At 70.8% G+C, this 15,919-nt stretch carries 20 protein-coding genes and 2 pseudogenes; 12 read left to right on the top strand and 10 right to left on the bottom strand.

Annotation, left to right across the window (positions count from 1 at the left end; all coding sequences use genetic code 11):
• Positions 1-21: 21 nt before the first annotated feature.
• The 3 genes from OG352_RS12325 to OG352_RS12315 form a co-directional block, all read right to left on the bottom strand.
• On the bottom strand, positions 22-1,917 hold the full coding sequence (locus OG352_RS12325; RefSeq protein ID WP_329216706.1) for a DUF2075 domain-containing protein: 1,896 nt from the start codon (positions 1,915-1,917) through the stop codon (positions 22-24).
• Between the two features lie 189 nt (positions 1,918-2,106).
• Positions 2,107-2,343: a DUF397 domain-containing protein gene (locus OG352_RS12320; RefSeq protein WP_329216705.1), complete on the bottom strand. Its 237-nt coding sequence runs from the start codon at positions 2,341-2,343 to the stop codon at positions 2,107-2,109.
• Positions 2,340-3,224 (bottom strand): helix-turn-helix domain-containing protein, encoded by an 885-nt coding sequence (locus OG352_RS12315; RefSeq protein ID WP_329216704.1) that lies wholly within the window; start codon positions 3,222-3,224, stop codon positions 2,340-2,342. The genes OG352_RS12320 and OG352_RS12315 overlap by 4 nt, the downstream gene beginning before the upstream one ends.
• A 248-nt stretch (positions 3,225-3,472) precedes the next feature.
• Here OG352_RS12315 and OG352_RS12310 point away from each other — a divergent pair, with 248 nt between their 5' ends.
• The 4 genes from OG352_RS12310 to OG352_RS12295 all read left to right on the top strand — a co-directional run bounded on the left by OG352_RS12310 (position 3,473) and on the right by OG352_RS12295 (position 4,871).
• A complete protein-coding gene (locus OG352_RS12310) occupies positions 3,473-4,042 on the top strand; it encodes an ATP-binding protein (RefSeq protein ID WP_329216702.1) in 570 nt (189 codons plus the stop codon).
• 76 nt (positions 4,043-4,118) lie between these two features.
• Positions 4,119-4,412, top strand: a complete 294-nt coding sequence (locus OG352_RS12305; protein WP_329216700.1) for a DUF6247 family protein — start codon at positions 4,119-4,121, stop codon at positions 4,410-4,412.
• Entirely contained in the window at positions 4,409-4,711 is a 303-nt protein-coding gene (locus tag OG352_RS12300; protein ID WP_329216698.1) for a hypothetical protein, read from the top strand. Before OG352_RS12305 ends, OG352_RS12300 begins: the two co-directional genes overlap by 4 nt.
• A gap of 22 nt (positions 4,712-4,733) precedes the next feature.
• A complete protein-coding gene (locus OG352_RS12295; protein ID WP_329216696.1) occupies positions 4,734-4,871 on the top strand; it encodes a hypothetical protein in 138 nt (45 codons plus the stop codon).
• Positions 4,872-4,892: 21 nt separating this feature from the next.
• Here the strand turns inward: OG352_RS12295 and OG352_RS12290 are convergent.
• The 5 genes and pseudogenes from OG352_RS12290 to OG352_RS12270 all read right to left on the bottom strand — a co-directional run bounded on the left by OG352_RS12290 (position 4,893) and on the right by OG352_RS12270 (position 7,789).
• Positions 4,893-5,157 (bottom strand): annotated as a pseudogene (locus tag OG352_RS12290) (Txe/YoeB family addiction module toxin).
• Positions 5,154-5,339, bottom strand: a pseudogene (locus tag OG352_RS12285) (type II toxin-antitoxin system Phd/YefM family antitoxin); the annotation flags it as partial. The pseudogenes OG352_RS12285 and OG352_RS12290, both read right to left, overlap by 4 nt.
• Positions 5,340-5,492: 153 nt before the next feature.
• The gene (locus OG352_RS12280; protein ID WP_329216695.1) at positions 5,493-5,843 is read right to left on the bottom strand and encodes a type II toxin-antitoxin system Phd/YefM family antitoxin; all 351 of its coding nucleotides are present in this window, start codon (positions 5,841-5,843) and stop codon (positions 5,493-5,495) included.
• A gap of 219 nt (positions 5,844-6,062) precedes the next feature.
• On the bottom strand, positions 6,063-7,538 hold the full coding sequence (locus tag OG352_RS12275) for a class I adenylate-forming enzyme family protein (RefSeq protein WP_329223799.1): 1,476 nt from the start codon (positions 7,536-7,538) through the stop codon (positions 6,063-6,065).
• Positions 7,538-7,789, bottom strand: a complete 252-nt coding sequence (locus tag OG352_RS12270) for an acyl carrier protein (RefSeq protein WP_329216694.1) — start codon at positions 7,787-7,789, stop codon at positions 7,538-7,540. The genes OG352_RS12275 and OG352_RS12270 overlap by 1 nt, the downstream gene beginning before the upstream one ends.
• 265 nt (positions 7,790-8,054) lie before the next feature.
• On the opposite strand from OG352_RS12270, the gene paaA reads away from it, so the two are divergent.
• The 7 genes from paaA (at position 8,055) to kynU (ending at position 14,342) form a co-directional block, all read left to right on the top strand.
• Positions 8,055-9,083: a 1,2-phenylacetyl-CoA epoxidase subunit PaaA gene (gene paaA / locus OG352_RS12265; protein WP_443072222.1), complete on the top strand. Its 1,029-nt coding sequence runs from the start codon at positions 8,055-8,057 to the stop codon at positions 9,081-9,083.
• Positions 9,080-9,424: a 1,2-phenylacetyl-CoA epoxidase subunit PaaB gene (gene paaB, locus OG352_RS12260; protein ID WP_329216692.1), complete on the top strand. Its 345-nt coding sequence runs from the start codon at positions 9,080-9,082 to the stop codon at positions 9,422-9,424. Before paaA ends, paaB begins: the two co-directional genes overlap by 4 nt.
• Positions 9,425-9,557: 133 nt before the next feature.
• Positions 9,558-10,262 (top strand): 1,2-phenylacetyl-CoA epoxidase subunit PaaC, encoded by a 705-nt coding sequence (paaC, locus tag OG352_RS12255; RefSeq protein WP_329223797.1) that lies wholly within the window; start codon positions 9,558-9,560, stop codon positions 10,260-10,262.
• Positions 10,259-10,912: a 1,2-phenylacetyl-CoA epoxidase subunit PaaD gene (gene paaD / locus OG352_RS12250; protein ID WP_329216690.1), complete on the top strand. Its 654-nt coding sequence runs from the start codon at positions 10,259-10,261 to the stop codon at positions 10,910-10,912. The genes paaC and paaD overlap by 4 nt, the downstream gene beginning before the upstream one ends.
• 8 nt (positions 10,913-10,920) lie before the next feature.
• Positions 10,921-12,114 (top strand): 2Fe-2S iron-sulfur cluster-binding protein, encoded by a 1,194-nt coding sequence (locus tag OG352_RS12245; protein ID WP_329216689.1) that lies wholly within the window; start codon positions 10,921-10,923, stop codon positions 12,112-12,114.
• 79 nt (positions 12,115-12,193) lie between these two features.
• On the top strand, positions 12,194-13,075 hold the full coding sequence (locus OG352_RS12240; RefSeq protein WP_329216688.1) for a tryptophan 2,3-dioxygenase: 882 nt from the start codon (positions 12,194-12,196) through the stop codon (positions 13,073-13,075).
• Entirely contained in the window at positions 13,068-14,342 is a 1,275-nt protein-coding gene (kynU, locus tag OG352_RS12235) for a kynureninase (RefSeq protein ID WP_329216687.1), read from the top strand. Before OG352_RS12240 ends, kynU begins: the two co-directional genes overlap by 8 nt.
• Before the next feature lie 23 nt (positions 14,343-14,365).
• Here the strand turns inward: kynU and OG352_RS12230 are convergent, their stop codons facing one another.
• Together OG352_RS12230 and OG352_RS12225 are read right to left on the bottom strand one after the other, a co-directional pair.
• Positions 14,366-14,983 carry an RNA polymerase sigma factor gene (locus tag OG352_RS12230; protein ID WP_329216686.1) on the bottom strand — a complete coding sequence of 206 codons (618 nt, stop codon included), beginning with the start codon at positions 14,981-14,983 and terminating at the stop codon, positions 14,366-14,368.
• Between the two features lie 94 nt (positions 14,984-15,077).
• On the bottom strand, positions 15,078-15,413 hold the full coding sequence (locus OG352_RS12225) for a hypothetical protein (RefSeq protein WP_329216684.1): 336 nt from the start codon (positions 15,411-15,413) through the stop codon (positions 15,078-15,080).
• A 51-nt stretch (positions 15,414-15,464) separates the two neighbouring features.
• Here OG352_RS12225 and OG352_RS12220 point away from each other — a divergent pair, with 51 nt between their 5' ends.
• A complete protein-coding gene (locus tag OG352_RS12220; RefSeq protein WP_329216683.1) occupies positions 15,465-15,875 on the top strand; it encodes a hypothetical protein in 411 nt (136 codons plus the stop codon).
• Positions 15,876-15,919 lie beyond the last annotated feature (44 nt).

The following is a 15,919-nucleotide window of genomic DNA, read 5'->3' as shown; positions in this document are numbered from 1 at the left end:
GTCGGTTTCACCTACGCCCGACTACACGACGGCGGGTGTCGCTACCCCGGACACCGGAGACACAAGCGAGCTCAGCTTCTCGCACGTCTCCGGGTCCGTCGAGTAGACAATCGTGCCGACCATGCCCCGGGTCAGCAGGACCTTGTACGTGTTGCGGATCAACCGGTCGATGTCGCTGTCCGGCGTCGCCTTCGTGAAGATTGGGTCCTTCGATGCCGTGCGGTCCACGACCCAGCGGTCTGTACGCCACACCAGGTCGGGGCCGATGATCACACCTGACCAGTCGTACTCGAAGCCCTGTGCGGTGTAGACGCAGCCGACCTGGCCAAAGCCGGCCGGGTCGGTGGCCCACAGGGGCGCGGGCGGCGCGCCGAGGACGGACCGTTCGCCGTACACGTTCCACGGACGTGCCCAGTCGCCGATGACGACGTCAGCGGGAAGTGTCGTCATGCCCGGGGTGACCTTGGTGGTCCACTTCCAGCAGTAGCCGGCCGACATCCGCGCGCTGTAGTGGTCCTCCTGGCGGCGCGCCACGAGGAAGTCCTCCAGTTCCCGGGGGCTCTGGGCGGTCCGCAGCTCCAGCTTGCCGTCGGGTTCCCACTGGCTGGGCGTGCCACCCTCCAGCCCGAGCAGGTCGACGACCCACTTCTCGTACGCGTCACTCCCACCGCACCGGAACTGGCCGTCCAACTCGACGACCGTGCAGTCGAGGCCCTGCGCGGCTGCGGCCCGTTTGATCTCCTCCTTCGTCCCCATCTCGCCGGGCCGTACCACCTGGTGCTGGTCGAGCAGGAACACCGGCACCCGGGCCGCGTCGATCAGCTCCGCCACCTGGGGACGGCCCGTGCGCAGTTCCGCCTTGGTGTAGCGGTTGGCGGAGGTCTTCCGCAGGCGATGGGCCTCGTCACAGATCAGTACGTCGAGGTCGTTCGGTTCGGCGTCCATGAAGCTGTTGAAGTACTTGAACAACTGCTGCACGGCGGGCATTCGCGCCCCGGCGACCTTGCGCATGGTCTTGGTGAACGAGGCGGATCCCGTCGCGTGCAAAGCGGTCACCCCGCGCCGGTACAGCTCACCCAGCAACGACAGCGCGACCACGCTCTTGCCGGAGCCGGGACCGCCGGTCACCACGATGACCTGCTTGTGGTTGGACCGCTTGGCCTTGCGTACGGCGGACATGACCTGCTCGTAGGCGACCCGCTGTTCGGCGATGAGGACGAACTGCTCGCGGTCGCGGATCTCGGCAGCAGCAACGGCCATCAACTGCTTGGACGGCCGGATCTTGCCGCCGAGCAGTACGTCCGCCGCCTCCGCGCCGGGCTTCGCGGCGAGCCGCGAGCGCAGGAAGTCCAGGAAGGCGCCGCGCTGTTCGCCGGTGTACATCCGGCCGCGTTGGTCCTCCTTGACGCTCCGCAGCCCCGCGACGCCGAACTCCGTCGCGTTGTGGAGGAACGCCACCCCGGCCAGCGACTTCGGCATCCGTTCCAGCGCGCCGTTGAACGACACCAGGTACTCGCAGTAGCCCCGGACCTGCTCGATCGGGTTGAGTACGGGCTGCGGGTAGGCGTCGATCCGGCACAGCAGCGGCTCGTCCTCCTCCGGATAGGCCGCACTCCACTGCTTGAGTTCGACTACGACGTACGACGGTTCGCCCGTGGTGGGGTGCACGCCGGCGAGTACGGCGTCCGCGCGCTTGCTCGTGAGGGGCAGGCTGTACTCGATGAGGACCTCGACGCTGTCGAGGCCGGCCTCCATGAGCGCGTTGACGAGGGCCGGGAGGCTGCGTTCCCAGGACCGTATCTCCGCCTGACCGGCGTTCCGGCCATGCTGGTGACGGAAGTTCTCGGTCAGATACAGCGCCAGCGACCCTTCGAGGATGCGGGCGGCCACGGACGCCGCGGACTCACGGAACAGCAAGAAAATGCCCCCAGGCAGCACGAAGAAGACTCGTGCGGGTGGGGGCATGTCCTCCGATGTCCGCGCGCAGGCGGATCAGGAAGCCCGTCGGGCCGCTGAGATGGTTCTCGTCATCCTAGGTCAGTGCGTGGATCACAAGGAGGGGACGGCGCAGACGGAATGCGGCTGGGGGCGGCGGCAGGGGAGCGGCTACCCCGTTGTCGAAGGCCCTCGGCCGCCGGCTTCAGCCCAGGTGGAGATGAATGCGCGCCAGGCTTGGGGGGTGAAGGCGATCGCCGGGCCAGTGGGACGCTTGCTGTCGCGGACCGGTATGACGGCGGGAACGTTGTCAGCGATCTCAACGCACTCGTTGTTGCCACCGCTGAAGGTGCTGCTGCGCCACTTCGCGCCCGACAGGTCTGGCGTGCTGTGGCGTGCGCGATTCATGCTCTGTGCTCCTTGGCCCTGCGTCGGATGACGGTACCGGATTCCATCGGAGAGAGCGCGGACGTGCGAGCGGCGTCGAACAGATCCTGGTAGCGGGCTACTTCTGCCTCCCGCTCCAGCCAGATGGAGCCGGTCGGATTGTCCGCCAGCACTACGTCGAGCGCTGCCTCCTCCGGGAAACCCAGTACTACGTACGGGCCGAACATACTCGCGTGCGCTCCGCGCGAGAACGGCAGGACCTGGATGGTCACGTTGGGGTGCTCGGAAGTGGACAGGAGGTGCTCCAACTGCGCCTGCATTACCTGGGGTCCGCCAACCTGTTGGAGGAGAACGGCCTCCGACAGCACCGCCCAGAGGTGCAAAGGGGAGTCGCCGGTGAGTCGTTCCTGTCGGGCGAGGCGCACCTGGACGAATTTCTCGATCTCGTCTGCCGTCTGCCACTGCTGCGAAGCCACCGTCACGGCACGGATGTACTCCGGGGTTTGGAGTAGGCCGGGAACCAACTGCGCCTGGAACGTGCGGATCTCCCCGGCCATGGCCTCCAGCGCGATGTAGTCGCGGTACGTGTCGGCGAGCACGGATCCGTACTGGTTCCACCATCCCTGCCGGCGACGGCGGTTGGCCTTGCGCGCCAGTGCACTCAGCCGCTCACGGAGTTCGGGGTCCGGTGCCTCGTAGGCGTGCAGCATCGCGGTCAGGTCCGGGAGCCGCACCGCGACTCGACCGTTCTCGATCCGGCTGATCTTGCCCTTGGTGCAGTCGAGGGCGTCCGCCGCCTGAGTGGTGGTCAGCTTTGCGGCCTCTCGCAACCGACGCAGTTCGTCGCCGAGTTGGCGGCCGAGCACGGTCGAGGGGTTCGGGGTGGTGCTCTTGGTAAGCATGCCAACACGTTTAGCAGAGCCGTGGATACATGCGGGTGGGATTAACTCGAAAGGTGGAATATTGCTGCCATCTCAATCAGCAACGTTGCCGATTGAGGTGATGCGCGTACATCCTGCTCGGCATGACATCGGCGTCCCACGGCCCAACCGGCCGTCTGTATGGGGCTCCGGCCGCGCATCGACCCCCTGGGGCTGCCATGGCTGCACAGAATGAAGTGACCTTTCGGTTAACCCGTTGCCGGCGCAGCGTGCCCAGAACTCGAGCGCTGGCGCATGCCGTGCTGGGGGAGTGGGGGGTCAGTCAAGACGTCCTGGAATCAGCCGAGTTGGTGCTCTCGGAACTGGTGACCAACGCGCTGTGCGTGCCCGTGCCGAGCGACCGGCGGGTGGGTGTACGGATCGCGCGATCGCTGGCGGAGGGGTTGCTGCGGCTGGAGGTCAGTGACGCGGGCTCGGGTCGGCCCGAAGCGCGGGCGCCCGGTGATGAGGAGACCTGCGGGCGGGGGTTGTTGCTCGTCGAGGCGTTGGCTCATCGGTGGGGAGTTGAGGAGCGCGTGGGCGGGATCGGGAAGACGGTGTGGGTCGAGCTGAAGGCGCCGGACCTCGTGGCCGAGCCCGTGGGGAGGGAGGTCGCGGCGGTTCTGGTGCGGTCTGGGCAGCGGGTGAGGGTGTGGGGTGAGTGGCGTGTGGTCGTCAGCGTACGGAGTGAGCGGATCGGCGCCGCGGACTCCGCCGTGGTGTTGGAGTTGGACGAGGGCCCGGCGTTGCGGGTCCAGGCGGCCGAGCCGCTTGTCGTGCGGCAGCGGGGGGACGTATGAATGGGGTCATCCGGCTCGTGATCGACCTGTGAGCGCGACTATGGTCGTAAGCGCATCTCAGGCCCGAGGAGGATTCATGAGTGCGGAGCACGCCGAGACCACGCACACATCACCGTCTCAGCTCAGGACTGTGGCCGACATTCGCGCCGCCCTGCGGGACGGGCGGGGGTTCCCGGGGGACGCCGAGAGCTTTGAGGCAGATCTTGCTCGTGCCCTGGACGCCGCCACGGCCACCGACCTCCACCAGGTTGCCGACGTCATCAAGACGTATGCCGGCAGCATCCGTGCCTTCAGTGATCCCGAGTTCGACGATGCGCTTCAGGAGGGGCTCGACCTCATTGCTGAGGTCAAGAAAGGCAAGCAGGAGTGAGTCGAGCCATCGCCGTGATCACGTCCTCGGCGGCGAAACGCCTCCAGACGCTCGGTCCGGTCGCTCAGCAGGCTGTCGAAGGACTGCGACGGGAGCTGGAGGACAGTCCCAAACTCGGAATTCGGCGCGGCTCGGTGCACGGTAACGGCGACACGGTCGTCTACCGGACTCGGCTCGAACCACGCGAAGACATGCCGGGCCTGACCATCGTGTACGCGTACGCTCCTCAGCCGCATCCGCCGGCGGTCGCGATCATCACGGTCACCCCCGACGACGTGAGCAACGAGCCGCAGACCTGACGGAGACCTTTGCAGCAAGTGTGTGCCCTGTACCGACACCTGGGCGTTCCCGGGACTTCCCGCAGGGCAAGGCCACCAGGTCGTGGGCAAGGGCTACGGCATGCCTGCCGTCGGCTACGAGGCGACCGTGCTGGTCGCAGTCCTCAATGAGAGGCTGTGACCAGAACTTTCGAGGCCGACGTCAGTCCGTGTAGTGGTACCGAGCCTTGAGGATCTTGACCTGTTTTGTCGTCGGCTCGGTAGACGAGGCGGTGTTCGTCGTCGATGCGTCGCGACCAGTAACCGGACAGGTCTCCCTTGAGCGGTTCGGGCTTACCGATGCCGTTGAACGGGTCGCGCTGGATTTCGGCGATGAGGCGAACGACGCGGCGCACCATCTCGCGGTCGGTCTCCAGCCAGTGCTGGAAGTCGTCCCAGGCGGCTGGGTCGAAGTTGACGTCCCTCACTCCTCACCGGCCAGTTCCTGGAGGTCTTCCAGGGTCTTCGCGATCCCTGTCTGGCCCGCACGGTCGCGGGCGACGGCTTCCATGAGGCGGCGGGCGTTGGCTGGGGAGCGTAGGAGATGGATGGTCTCCTGCCAGGCGTCGTAGTCCTCTGCAGACATGAGGATGGCGTCGCCGTTCTTGGAGATGGCCGAGGTCGTACGTGCCGGGTAGGGGGCGTTCGGCGAGCATGACTAGGCGCGCCCGGGTGATGTCCGCCTCCGCTGCCGCGAGCAGCTGATGGTCGGTGATGCCGAGTTTGTTGCGCAGTACGCCGTTGGGCATGGCGTACGGATCGTTCACCCTGCCCGCCGGTCCGAAGTCTGTCGGTGGCGGGCGATCGCGCGGGCGACCAGGGTGTCCGCGTCGACGTCGCCCTTCACGTACGCCTCGGTGTCGCGGTCGGAGGCCTTGGAGGCCTGGAGCCCCTCGGCCTCGATGGAGCCGGTGGCCGAGGCGACGGCCGCACGTCGTGCCGCTCGGCCGCTCAGCGCCTCGAAGGCCTCGACGGACAGGAGGACGCCCTGGGGCTTGCGGTGGGCGCCGATCAGGACCGGGTCGGCATCCGCGCCGGACTCCGACAGGTCGGTCAGGATCCGCGACAGTCTCGCGCGCGCGTCGCTGACGGTCACGACCTCAGGGATCTCCATGCTGTCACCGTACCCATACAGAGGCTTGATTCTGTACAGATTCTAGTACGGATTCCGGTGAGTGTCCCGTCCCGGCAGAGGGTGAGGGCATGGGTGGGTGTCGTACGTGAACGTCTTCCTGCGGATTTGCTTGCGCAAGGGCCTCCGACCTGTGTCGGAGGCCCTTTCTCGTTGGGGGTGGTCGGCGGAGCCGGGGAGTGGGCGGCAAGGTGTGGGGGGTCAGACGGGGAGGGACTTTTTGAGGATCTTGCCTGCGGGGTTTCTGGGGATCTCGTCTATGAAGCGGATGTGTCGGGGGCGTTTGTAGGTGGCCAGGAGGGTGGTCAGGTGGGATTGCAGGTCGTCGGGGGTGGTTCCGGGGTTGGTGACGACGAAGGCCAGGGGGACTTCGCCGTAGTCCGCGTCCGTCACTCCGACCACGGCGGCGTCGTGCACCGCGGGGTGGGTGCGTAGGGCCTGTTCTATCTCTCGGGGGTAGACGTTCTGGCCCGCCCGGATGATCAGGTCCTTGCAGCGGTCGATCAGGTGTACCCGGCCGTCGCCGTCGATGAAGCCGAGGTCGCCGGTGCGGGTCCAGCCGTCCGTCGTGATCTCGGCCGTGGCCTTCTCGTCGTTCCAGTAGGCGCGCATCACCCCGGGGCCGCGTGCGCAGATCTCCCCGATGACGCCGGGGGCCACCTCCTGGTCCTTCGGGTCCAGGGCCTTCACCGACATGCCGGGGATCACCCGGCCGGCCGGGATCACGTCGGTGGTGCCGGGCGCGGGGTGTTCGTCCGGGCCGAGCGTGATGTAGGGGCCGCCGACCTCGGTCATGCCGTAGACCTGGCGGAAGCCGCAGCCGAGCTGTTCCACGGCCTCGGCGTAGACCTCCGGCGGCATCGGCGCGGCGCCGTAGAGCACCTCGCGCAGGCTGGTCAGGTCCGTTCGCTGCAGCGACTTCGTCTGCATCAGGAAGCGGAGCATCTGCGGCACCAGCCAGACGTGCGTGGCCCGGTTGTCCTCGATCGCGGCCAGCGCCCGCTGCGGCTGGAAGCCCGGCATGAGCACCACGGTGGCGCCCGCGGCCATGTAGGTCAGGGAGATCACCATGCTGCCGTGGTACAGCGGGCAGCAGTTGACCAGGACCATGTCGTCCGTGGGCCGGACCTGGGCGAGCCAGCCGAGCGCGATGGCCCGGAACGAGGCGTGGTCGACGGCGACGCCCTTGGCCCGGCCGGTGGTCGCCGAGGTGTGCAGGATCGCCGCCAGGGCGTCGTCCGGGACGTCGGGCAGGTCCGCGCCGTCGGCCGGGTCCGTCTCGCACAGTGCGGCGAACTCGGCGTCGTCCAGCGGTACGCGGAGGCGCACCGGCAGGTCCGGATGCCGGTCCAGCAGGGCCGACTCACCGATCACCGCGACCGGGGTGCAGCGCTCCGCGATCCCGGCCACCTCGGCGGGCGTGAGGCTGTGGTTGAGCGGGACGAACAGCGCTCCCAGCCGGGCCAGCGCGAAGTACGTCTCCAGCACCTCGACGCGGTCCAGCGAGAGGACCGCCACCCGGTCACCGCTGCCGATGCCGCGCCCGGCGAGCCCGTGGGCGAGCCGGGTCACCCGGTCGTGGAACTCGGCCCAGGTGACCGAGCGGTGCGCGTCCACCAGTGCCGTCCGCTCCGGGAAGCACTGGCGGTTGCGCTCCAGCAACTGGGTCAGCCACATCACGCACCGTCCGGCTGCGCGGCCGAGGCGGCGTGTTCGCCGAGGAACCGCTCGTAGTCCGCGATCGTGGACAGCTTCTCCATGTCCTCGGCGGTGATCTCCACCCCCACGCGCTGCTCGATGAGCAGGACCAGACGCACGAGGTCTCCCGAGTCGATGCCGCTGGCGGCCAGTTCGGTCTCGTCGCTGAGCTTCTCGGCGTACTCCGACGTCCCGGTCAGTTCGGTGAGTAGCTCTCGTACGGTGCTCATGGGGGTCCACCTTTCACAGCGCCAGGCCGGGCGCCGAGCCGGTCTCTCGGATCGGACCGGCATCTCGGACCGGTCCCTCGGATCGGAAAGGAGGGGCGGGAGCGCGCCGGCAATCCCTGCCACCGCTGTGGTGTTGATCACAGCGTTCCGGGGGGTGGGGGAGGGATTGCCGCGGTCGCTTCGCCACTCCTCCGTATGTGAAGCCCCCGGCAAGGGAGTTCTTCGCACGGTCCGGACAGCGGGGTAGAGGGAGCGGAGGTTCAAGGTGACCACCGAGGCAGGTTCCGAGGCAGGTTCCACGGCCGTCGCCGCGGACGGCGAGCATCTCGACGAGTACTTCGAGGCGCTCGTCGCGGCCGACGAGCGGATAGAACCCCGGGACTGGCTGCCCGACGGCTACCGCCGGATGGTGATCCGGCAGGTCGCCCAGCACGCGCACTCGGAGATCATCGGGATGCAGCCGGAGGGGTCCTGGCTGACCCGGGCGCCCTCCCTGCAACGCAAGGCGGCCCTGCTCGCCAAGGTGCAGGACGAGGCCGGACACGGCCTGTACCTGTACGCGGCGGCGGAGACCCTCGGCGTCACCCGGGCCGAACTCCTCGACGCGCTGCACCGCGGCCACCAGCGGTCCGCGGACACGTTCAACCACCCCGCCCTGACCTGGGCCGACACCGGGGCGATCGCCTGGCTGACGGACGGCGCGGCCGTGATCAACCAGGCCCCGCTGTGCCGCACCTCCTACGGCCCGTACGCGCGGGCCATGCAGCGGGTGTGCCAGGAGGAGACCTTCCACGTCCGGCAGGGATACGACCTGCTCTGGGCGCTGTGCCGGGGCACGCGGGAGCAGCAGGCGATGGCGCAGGACGCCGTCGACCGGTGGTGGCTGCCCGCGGTGGCCCTGATGTTCGGCCCGCCCGACACGGTCGACGGCGGTGGCGGGGACGCGCGGGCCGCGGCCCTGGGCGCCGCGGTCAGTCGCCGTTCGATGGCCTGGGGGATCAAGCGCCACACCAACGACGAGCTGCGCCAGCGCTTCGTGGACACCGTCGTCCCGCAGGCGGAGCGGCTCGGGGTGACCCTGCCCGACCCGGCGATCCGCTGGAACGAGGAGCGCGGGCACCACGACTTCACTCCCGTGGACTGGCAGGTGTACCGCACCGCACTGGCCGCCGGCGCTCAGTGCGGCCGGCAGCGGCTGGCGCACCGGGTGGCGGCCCACGAGAACGGGGCGTGGGTGCGCGCGGCGGCCGACGCCTACGCGGCACGCGGGACGACCGAGGGGCGGGAACAGTGAGCCGGGAACGCGGAGTCACCGGGGCGCAGACGCCCTGGGAGGTGTTCATCAGGCCGCGTCGTGGCCTCTCCCACCAGCATGTCGGGTCGGTCCACGGCGCGGACGCCGACATGGCCATCGCCAACGCCCGGGACCTCTACACCCGCCGGGGTGACCCGGTGTCGATCTGGGTGGTGCGCTCCGACGGGGTGCGTGCCTCGTCGCCCGGCGAGAAGGACCCCTTCTTCAGCAACGGAGCCGACAAGCCCTACCGGTATCCGCAGGTGTACGTACCGCTCAACGAGGTGCACGAGGTGCACGAGGTGCACGAGGCGAACGAGGCAGGCGACCGTGACGAGTGAACTCGCCGGAGGCGGAGGCGGAGGCGGAGGCGGAGGCGGAGGCGGAGGCGGGGTCGATGCCGGTACCGATGCCGTTGCCGGTACGCGGGATCGCGACGTCGCCGAGTACGCCCTCAGGCTCGGTGACGACGCGCTGATCCTCTGTCAGCGACTGTGCGCGTGGGTGACCAACGCCCCCACCATCGAAGAAGACCTGGCCCTGTCGAACATCGCCGTCGACCTGCTCGGCCACGCCCGCACCCTGCTGAGCCTCAGCGGCCGTGCCGACGGGACGCACCGCGACGACGACGACCTCGCCTACCGCAGGACCGAGCGGGAGTTCCGCAACGCGCTGCTGCTGGAGCTGCCCAACGGCGACTTCGCCGTCACCGTCGCCCGGCAGTTGGCGTACACGCACTACATGTGTCTGCTGTACGCGGAACTGGCGGCGGCGGCCGACGAGGGGCTGGCGTCGTTCGCCGCTCGCGCGGTCAAGGAGGCGGAGTACCACCGCATGCACGCCTCGCAGTGGACCGTACGGCTGGGTCTGGGCACCGGGGAGAGCCGGCGGCGGATGCAGGCGGGGCTGGAGCAGGTCTGGCCCTACGCGGCCGAGCTGTTCGAGGCCGACGACCTGACGGCCCGGCTCGACACCGACGGCACGGCGGTCGCCCCGGCGCGCCTGCGGGCCGCCTGGGAACGGGACGTGGCCGAGGTTTTGGCGGAGGCCCAGCTCACCGTCCCGGCGCCGTCCTGGCAGGCGACCGGCGGGCGGGCGGGGCTCCACACCGAGGGGTTCGCGCCGCTGCTGGCCGAGTTCCAGTCGGTCTTCCGGCAGTACCCGGGGGGTGTCTGGTGAGCGCGGCCTTCCAGGCGGACCTCCAGTCGGACCTTCAGGCAGATCTCCGGTCGGACCTTCAGGCGGATCTCCGCTCGGACCTCCGCTCGGACCTTCGGTCGGACCTCCGCTCGGACCTCCAGTCGGACCTCCAGGCGGATCTCCGGTCGGACCTGCGGTCGGATCTCCGGTCGGACCTCGACCGGATCGCGGACCGGGTGGGGGCCGTACCCGACCCGGAACTGCCGATGATCAGCCTGGCCGACCTGGGCGTGATCCGTGCGGTGCGGGAGGGCGCGGACGGTGACGTGGAGGTCGTCGTCACGCCGACCTACCTCGGCTGTCCGGCGCTCTCGGCGATCGAGGCCGACCTGCGGACCGTACTGGCGGAGTGCGGGCATCCCTACGGGCGGGTGACGTGGGCGCTCGCGCCCGCGTGGACCACCGACTGGATCAGCGAGGCGGGCCGCCGCAAGCTCGCCGACCACGGCATCGTGCCGCCCGGCGACGCCGGAGCGCCGCTGCCGGTCCGGCTCGGCCTCGGCCGGCCCTGCCCGCACTGCGGTTCCGTGGCGACCCGGCCGCTCGGCCCGTTCGGGCAGACCGGCTGCCAGACGATCCTGGTGTGCACCGCCTGCAAGGAGTCCTTCCCCCACATGAAGGCGGTGTGACGGCGCCCATGACGACGACCGAGCAGGGCGCGCCTACGCCCACCGCGCCTACGCCCACCGCGCCTACGCCCACCGCGCCGGCCCCCACCGGGCGGGCGGCCGGATGGCACCGGCTGCGCGTGGCGCGGGTGCGGCCGCTCACCGACGACGCGGTGGCCCTCACCCTGGACCTCCCGGACGTCCCGGACCAGTCGGCCGACGCAGGCGACGCAGGCGACGCAGGCGACGATGCCGACGCTTTCGTCCACCGGCCCGGTCAGCATGTGACCGTCCGGCATGTCCTGAACGGGACGGAGATCCGCCGCAGTTACTCGATCTGCCCGCCCCCCTCCGCGCCGCGCGAACTGCGGCTGGTGGTCAAGCGGCTCGGCCCGGGCGGCTTCGGGGAGTACGCGACGACCGTGCTGGCCGCCGGTGACACGCTGGACGTCGGGCCGCCGACCGGCGGGTTCGGGCTCGTGGCGCAGCCTGGCGCGCACCATGTGATGGTGGCCGCGGGCAGCGGCATCACTCCGCTGCTGAGCATGGCCACGGCGGCCCTGCGGGACGACCCGGGGTGCCGGGTGTCGCTGATCTACACCAACCGTACGGCCCGGTCGGTGCTGCTCGCCGACGAACTGGCCGACCTCAAGGACGCCTACGTCGACCGGTTCCTGCCCCTGTACCTGCTGACCCGGGAGACGCGCGAGGCCGAGCTGCTCTCCGGGCACGTCGACACCGCGAGGCTGCCGGGACTGCTCCGCGCGGTCGGCGCCGAGCCGGACGGCGACGCGTACTTCTACCTCTGCGGGCCGTGGGGGATGGTCACGTCGGTGCGCGAGGCACTGACCGGGTGGGGCGCCGACCCGGCCCGGACCCACGCCGAACTCTTCTCCCTCGGCCCCCAGGACCCGCCGCCACCGGCGGCCGAACTCCGCGGCCGCACCGTGCGGATCACGGCCTCCCTCGGCGGCCGGACGGCCGTGGCCGTCATGGAGGAGCAGGACCGGACGGCGCTGGACGCGCTGCTGCGGGTCAGACCGGACACCCCGTACTCCTGCCGCGAGGGCCTGTGCGGAAGCTGCCGCGCCAGGGTGACCCGCGGCACCGTCACGACCGGCCGCCAGCACGTGCTGGGGCCCGCGGAACTCGCGGCGGGATACACCCTCGCCTGCCGCGCCCGCCCGGAGTCCGACGACACGGCGCTGGACTTCGACCTCTGAGCGGCGACGTCCGCACGAAGCGACGTCATCAGCCGCATCCGGCCCCACCGGGCCACCCCCACACCTTTACGGAGACGCGATGACCGACACCACGTCACTGCCCTGCGACCCGGGGACGGACGAACCGCTGGACGACCCGCTGGACGACCCGCTGGACGCACCGGTGGTGACCTTCCAGGGAAAGACCCCCTACGACGAGTACGTCCACGCCTCGGTCCTGTCCTCCCTCCAGCAGCCCCTGACCGACTCTCCGGACGAGATGACGTTCCTGGTCACGACCCAGGTGATGGAGCTGTGGCTCACCCTCGTCGTCCACGAGTGGAAGGCCGCCCGGGACGCGCTGTCCAAGGACGACCACGAGGGCGCCATGGACGCCCTGCGCCGCAGCATCAGCGCCCATCGCGCCCTCAACGACTCCTTCGGGCCGATCGCGAGGATGACCCCGGCCCAGTTCAACAGTTTCCGCGAGGCGTTCGGCGAGGCGTCCGGCTTCCAGTCGGCGCAGTACCGGCACATGGAGTTCCTGCTCGGTGACAAGTCCCGGTCGCTGATGAACCCGCAGCGGGCGGATCCCCGGGCGTACGCCGCGCTGGAGGAACTGCTCTACGAGCCGTCGCTGTACGACGCGGCGCTGGCCTACCTGCACCGCCGGGGCCTGCCCGTCCCGGAGCGCGTGCTGGAGCGCGACCTGACCGTCGCCTACGAGGCCGACCCGGACGTCGAGGAGGCCTGGCGGGGCATCTACGCCGGGCCGCAGAACGACCCGCTGCTCGCCCTGGGCGAGGCGCTGACCGACGTCGCCGAGCTGGTCCTGCGCTGGCGCGGCGACCATCTCCTCGCCACCCGCCGGGCGATGGGCGCCAAGTCGGGCAGCGGCGGCTCCTCGGGCGTCGCCTGGCTGGAGAAGCGCAACACGCGCGCCGTGTTCCCCGAGCTCTGGACGGTGCGCGGCCTTGTCTAGGGAGACCCTCGAAGCCGCGCCCGCCCTGGAGGAACTGCGGGTGCGGGCGTCCGCGCTCGACGCCGCCGACCCGCTGGCGGGCCGGCGGGACCGCTTCGTCCTGCCGGACGGCACCGTCTATCTGGACGGCAACTCGCTCGGCGCGCTGCCGGCCGCGGTGCCGGAAGCGCTCGCGGACGCCGTCCACCGGCAGTGGGGCGAAGGCCTGATCCGGTCCTGGAACGAGCACCAGTGGTGGCAGGCGCCGCTGCGGGTGGGGGACGCGATCGGACGGCTGCTCGGCGCGGCGCCCGGGCAGACCGCGGCGGGCGACTCCACCACCGTGCAGCTCTTCAACGCCCTGACGGCGGCGGCGCGGCTGCGTCCCGGACGGCGGCTGCTGCTGACCGACCCGGGACACTTCCCCACCGACCAGTACATCGCCGACTCGGTGGCCCGGCTGCTCGGCATGGAGGTCTGCCGGGTCGCGGTGGACGGCCTGCCCCGCTTCCTCGCCGAACGGGGAGACGAGGTGGCGGTGGCCGGCTACTCCCCGGTCGACTACCGCACCGGTGAGCTCCACGACATGGCCTCCGTCACCCGTGCCGTTCAGGTGGCCGGGGGGCTGATGCTGTGGGACCTGTGCCACGCGGCCGGCGCGCTGCCCGTCCGGCTGGACGAGCTGGACGTCGACCTGGCGGTGGGCTGCGGCTACAAGTTCCTGTCCGGCGGCCCGGGCGCCCCCGCCTTCGTCTACGTCGCCCGGCGCCACCAGGCCGCCTTCGACCAGCCGCTCACCGGCTGGAACGGGCACGCGGACCCCTTCGGACTCAGCGGCGACTACACCCCCGCCCCGGGAGTGGAGCGGGCCCGGATCGGCACGCCGCCGATCCTCTCCCTGCTCGCGCTGGAGGCGGCCCTCACCGCGTTCGAGGGGACCGGGATGGAGGAGATCCGGGCCAAGAGCCTGTCGCTGACCGGGTTCTTCATGGACTGCGCCGACACCCTGCTGGACGGTCTCGGCTTCACCGTGGTCACCCCACGGGAGCCGCACCGGCGCGGCAGTCAGGTGGCGCTGCGGCACCCGGACGCGTATCCGCTGGTGGCCGCGCTCGCCGCCCGCGGTGTCATCGGCGACATGCGGGCCCCGGACCTGCTGCGGTTCGGCGTCAACGCCCTGTACGTCTCCCACCAGGACATGCTGACCGCCGTACGGCACCTGTGGGAGGCGGTGAGCCGGGGGGAGCACCAGGACCCGCGCCTGCGGCGGCGCGCCGCCGTCACCTGACCGGCCGGCGGTGTCCGGGCCGGTCAGGCGGACTGCTGGTGCCAGGCGTCGTGGAAGTTGCGGCGGGCCCGGTACAGCCGGGAGCGGACCGTGCCGAGCGGCAGGGCGAGCGCGGTCGCCATCTCCTGCTCGTCCAGGCCGTAGAGCACGCGCAGGGTGAGCACCTCGCGATGGTGGTCCGGCAGCCGGTCCAGGACGTCGCTGATGTGGACGGCGGCCATGGGGTTGGCGTCCTGGACCAGGTCGGGCAGGTCCTCGGCGGCGAAGTCGCCCAGTCGCCGCTGGGTGCGGACGGCCTCGCGTACCGCGATGGCGCGGACCCAGGCGTAGAAGGCACCCGGCTCGCGCAGTCCGCGGATGCCGCGGTAGATCGCGACCATGGCCTCCTGCGCGGCGTCCGGGCCGTGCCGCAGGGTGACCCGCTGACACAGCCGTACGACCAGCGGGGCGACGTGCTGCAACAGGTCGTTCATCGCCTGGCGGTCGCCGGCCTGGGCGCGGGGCAACAGGGCGCTCACCTCCGGGACATGGCGGTCGCGGAGGGCGACGACGTCGGTGCCCCGCGGCTCGACGCCGGTGTCGGGCGTGCTGGACGTAGGCGTGCCGGACGCGAGGGGGCTGGACATGAGGGTGCTGGACATGGGGGCTCCCACGAGTGTGGCGGGCGGGCGGCCTGGCCAGACGGTCGGCGGCCTGGTGGTGACGGCGGCTTGGTGGTGACGGCGCTCTCCGCGGTTACCGGAGCAGGCGCAGCCGCTCGCGCCACGGGGAGTGGTGGAGCCGGGGCCGGTGGCTCTTGAGGACGGCCGGTGAGGGCGCGAAGGCCCCGTCCTTCAGCCCCCGTAAGATCACGTCCGCCGCCTGGCCGGGCGTCCGGGTCCCCGCCCGTACGTCGTCGATGGCGTCCAGCGAACGCCCCACCAGTTCCCGCAGTCCCGCCGGGGCGTGGAACCACATCCAGCGCAGCTCGTACCACTCGACCGCCGACCAGTCGCCCCCCGGCGACGCCTCGGCGTCGAGGCGGGCCCGGCGCAGCGCCGGTTGGGCGAGCTGCTGCCACACCAGCCACATCCGGCAGAAGGCGCTCCACAGCCGGAAGTCCTGGCACGCGGTGCGCGCCGCGTGCAGCAGCCGGTCGCCGTGCCGGGCCAGCTCATCCTGGAGGCGGGCGACGCGTGCGAACGGCTCGGCGGACCAGTCGCCGCCGGCGCCGCGCAGCCGCGCAGCCGTGCGGGCAGCTCGGGGAACCGGCCGAACGCGGCGATCTCGGGCACCTCGAAGCGGTGGGCCGGCAACCGGAAGACCTCGGCGGTGTACGGCGCCGTCGTCTCGCCCGCGGGCGCGCGAAGATCACCCCGCGGGTTCACCAGCAGAACCCGGACGCCCTGCCTGGCCGGAACCGCCGCCGGCAGGCCGGCCGAGAGACGGCCGCCGAGCACCGCGACGTCGAACGCCGGGTCGGCTCGGGCATCGGGGTTTCTCATGCCGCGAGCCTGGCCAGGCCGACTGGAATCCGCCTGGAGCCCCGGCTGAACCGGCCGCGCCCGGCCTCAAGTGGATATCCGCCGAAGTGCGAC

This window comes from Streptomyces sp. NBC_01485 (genome assembly GCF_036227125.1).
In the GTDB taxonomy this organism is placed as follows: domain Bacteria; phylum Actinomycetota; class Actinomycetes; order Streptomycetales; family Streptomycetaceae; genus Streptomyces.
Note: the sequence above shows the minus strand (reverse complement) of the source record. Positions and strands in the feature narration are given on the sequence as shown.

Excerpts from the sequence above, each read along its gene's own strand:
- OG352_RS12305 (WP_329216700.1), top strand. The coding sequence starts at position 4,119 with ATGAGTGCGGAGCACGCCGAGACCACGCACACATCACCGTCTCAGCTC.
- OG352_RS12275 (WP_329223799.1), bottom strand. The coding sequence starts at position 7,538 with ATGTGGCTGACCCAGTTGCTGGAGCGCAACCGCCAGTGCTTCCCGGAG.
- OG352_RS12320 (WP_329216705.1), bottom strand. The coding sequence starts at position 2,343 with ATGAATCGCGCACGCCACAGCACGCCAGACCTGTCGGGCGCGAAGTGG.
- OG352_RS12240 (WP_329216688.1), top strand. The coding sequence starts at position 12,194 with ATGACCGACACCACGTCACTGCCCTGCGACCCGGGGACGGACGAACCG.
- OG352_RS12270 (WP_329216694.1), bottom strand. The coding sequence starts at position 7,789 with ATGAGCACCGTACGAGAGCTACTCACCGAACTGACCGGGACGTCGGAG.
- OG352_RS12245 (WP_329216689.1), top strand. The coding sequence starts at position 10,921 with ATGACGACGACCGAGCAGGGCGCGCCTACGCCCACCGCGCCTACGCCC.
- OG352_RS12315 (WP_329216704.1), bottom strand. The coding sequence starts at position 3,224 with ATGCTTACCAAGAGCACCACCCCGAACCCCTCGACCGTGCTCGGCCGC.
- OG352_RS12230 (WP_329216686.1), bottom strand. The coding sequence starts at position 14,983 with ATGTCCAGCACCCTCATGTCCAGCCCCCTCGCGTCCGGCACGCCTACG.
- OG352_RS12225 (WP_329216684.1), bottom strand. The coding sequence starts at position 15,413 with ATGTGGCTGGTGTGGCAGCAGCTCGCCCAACCGGCGCTGCGCCGGGCC.
- OG352_RS12280 (WP_329216695.1), bottom strand. The coding sequence starts at position 5,843 with ATGGAGATCCCTGAGGTCGTGACCGTCAGCGACGCGCGCGCGAGACTG.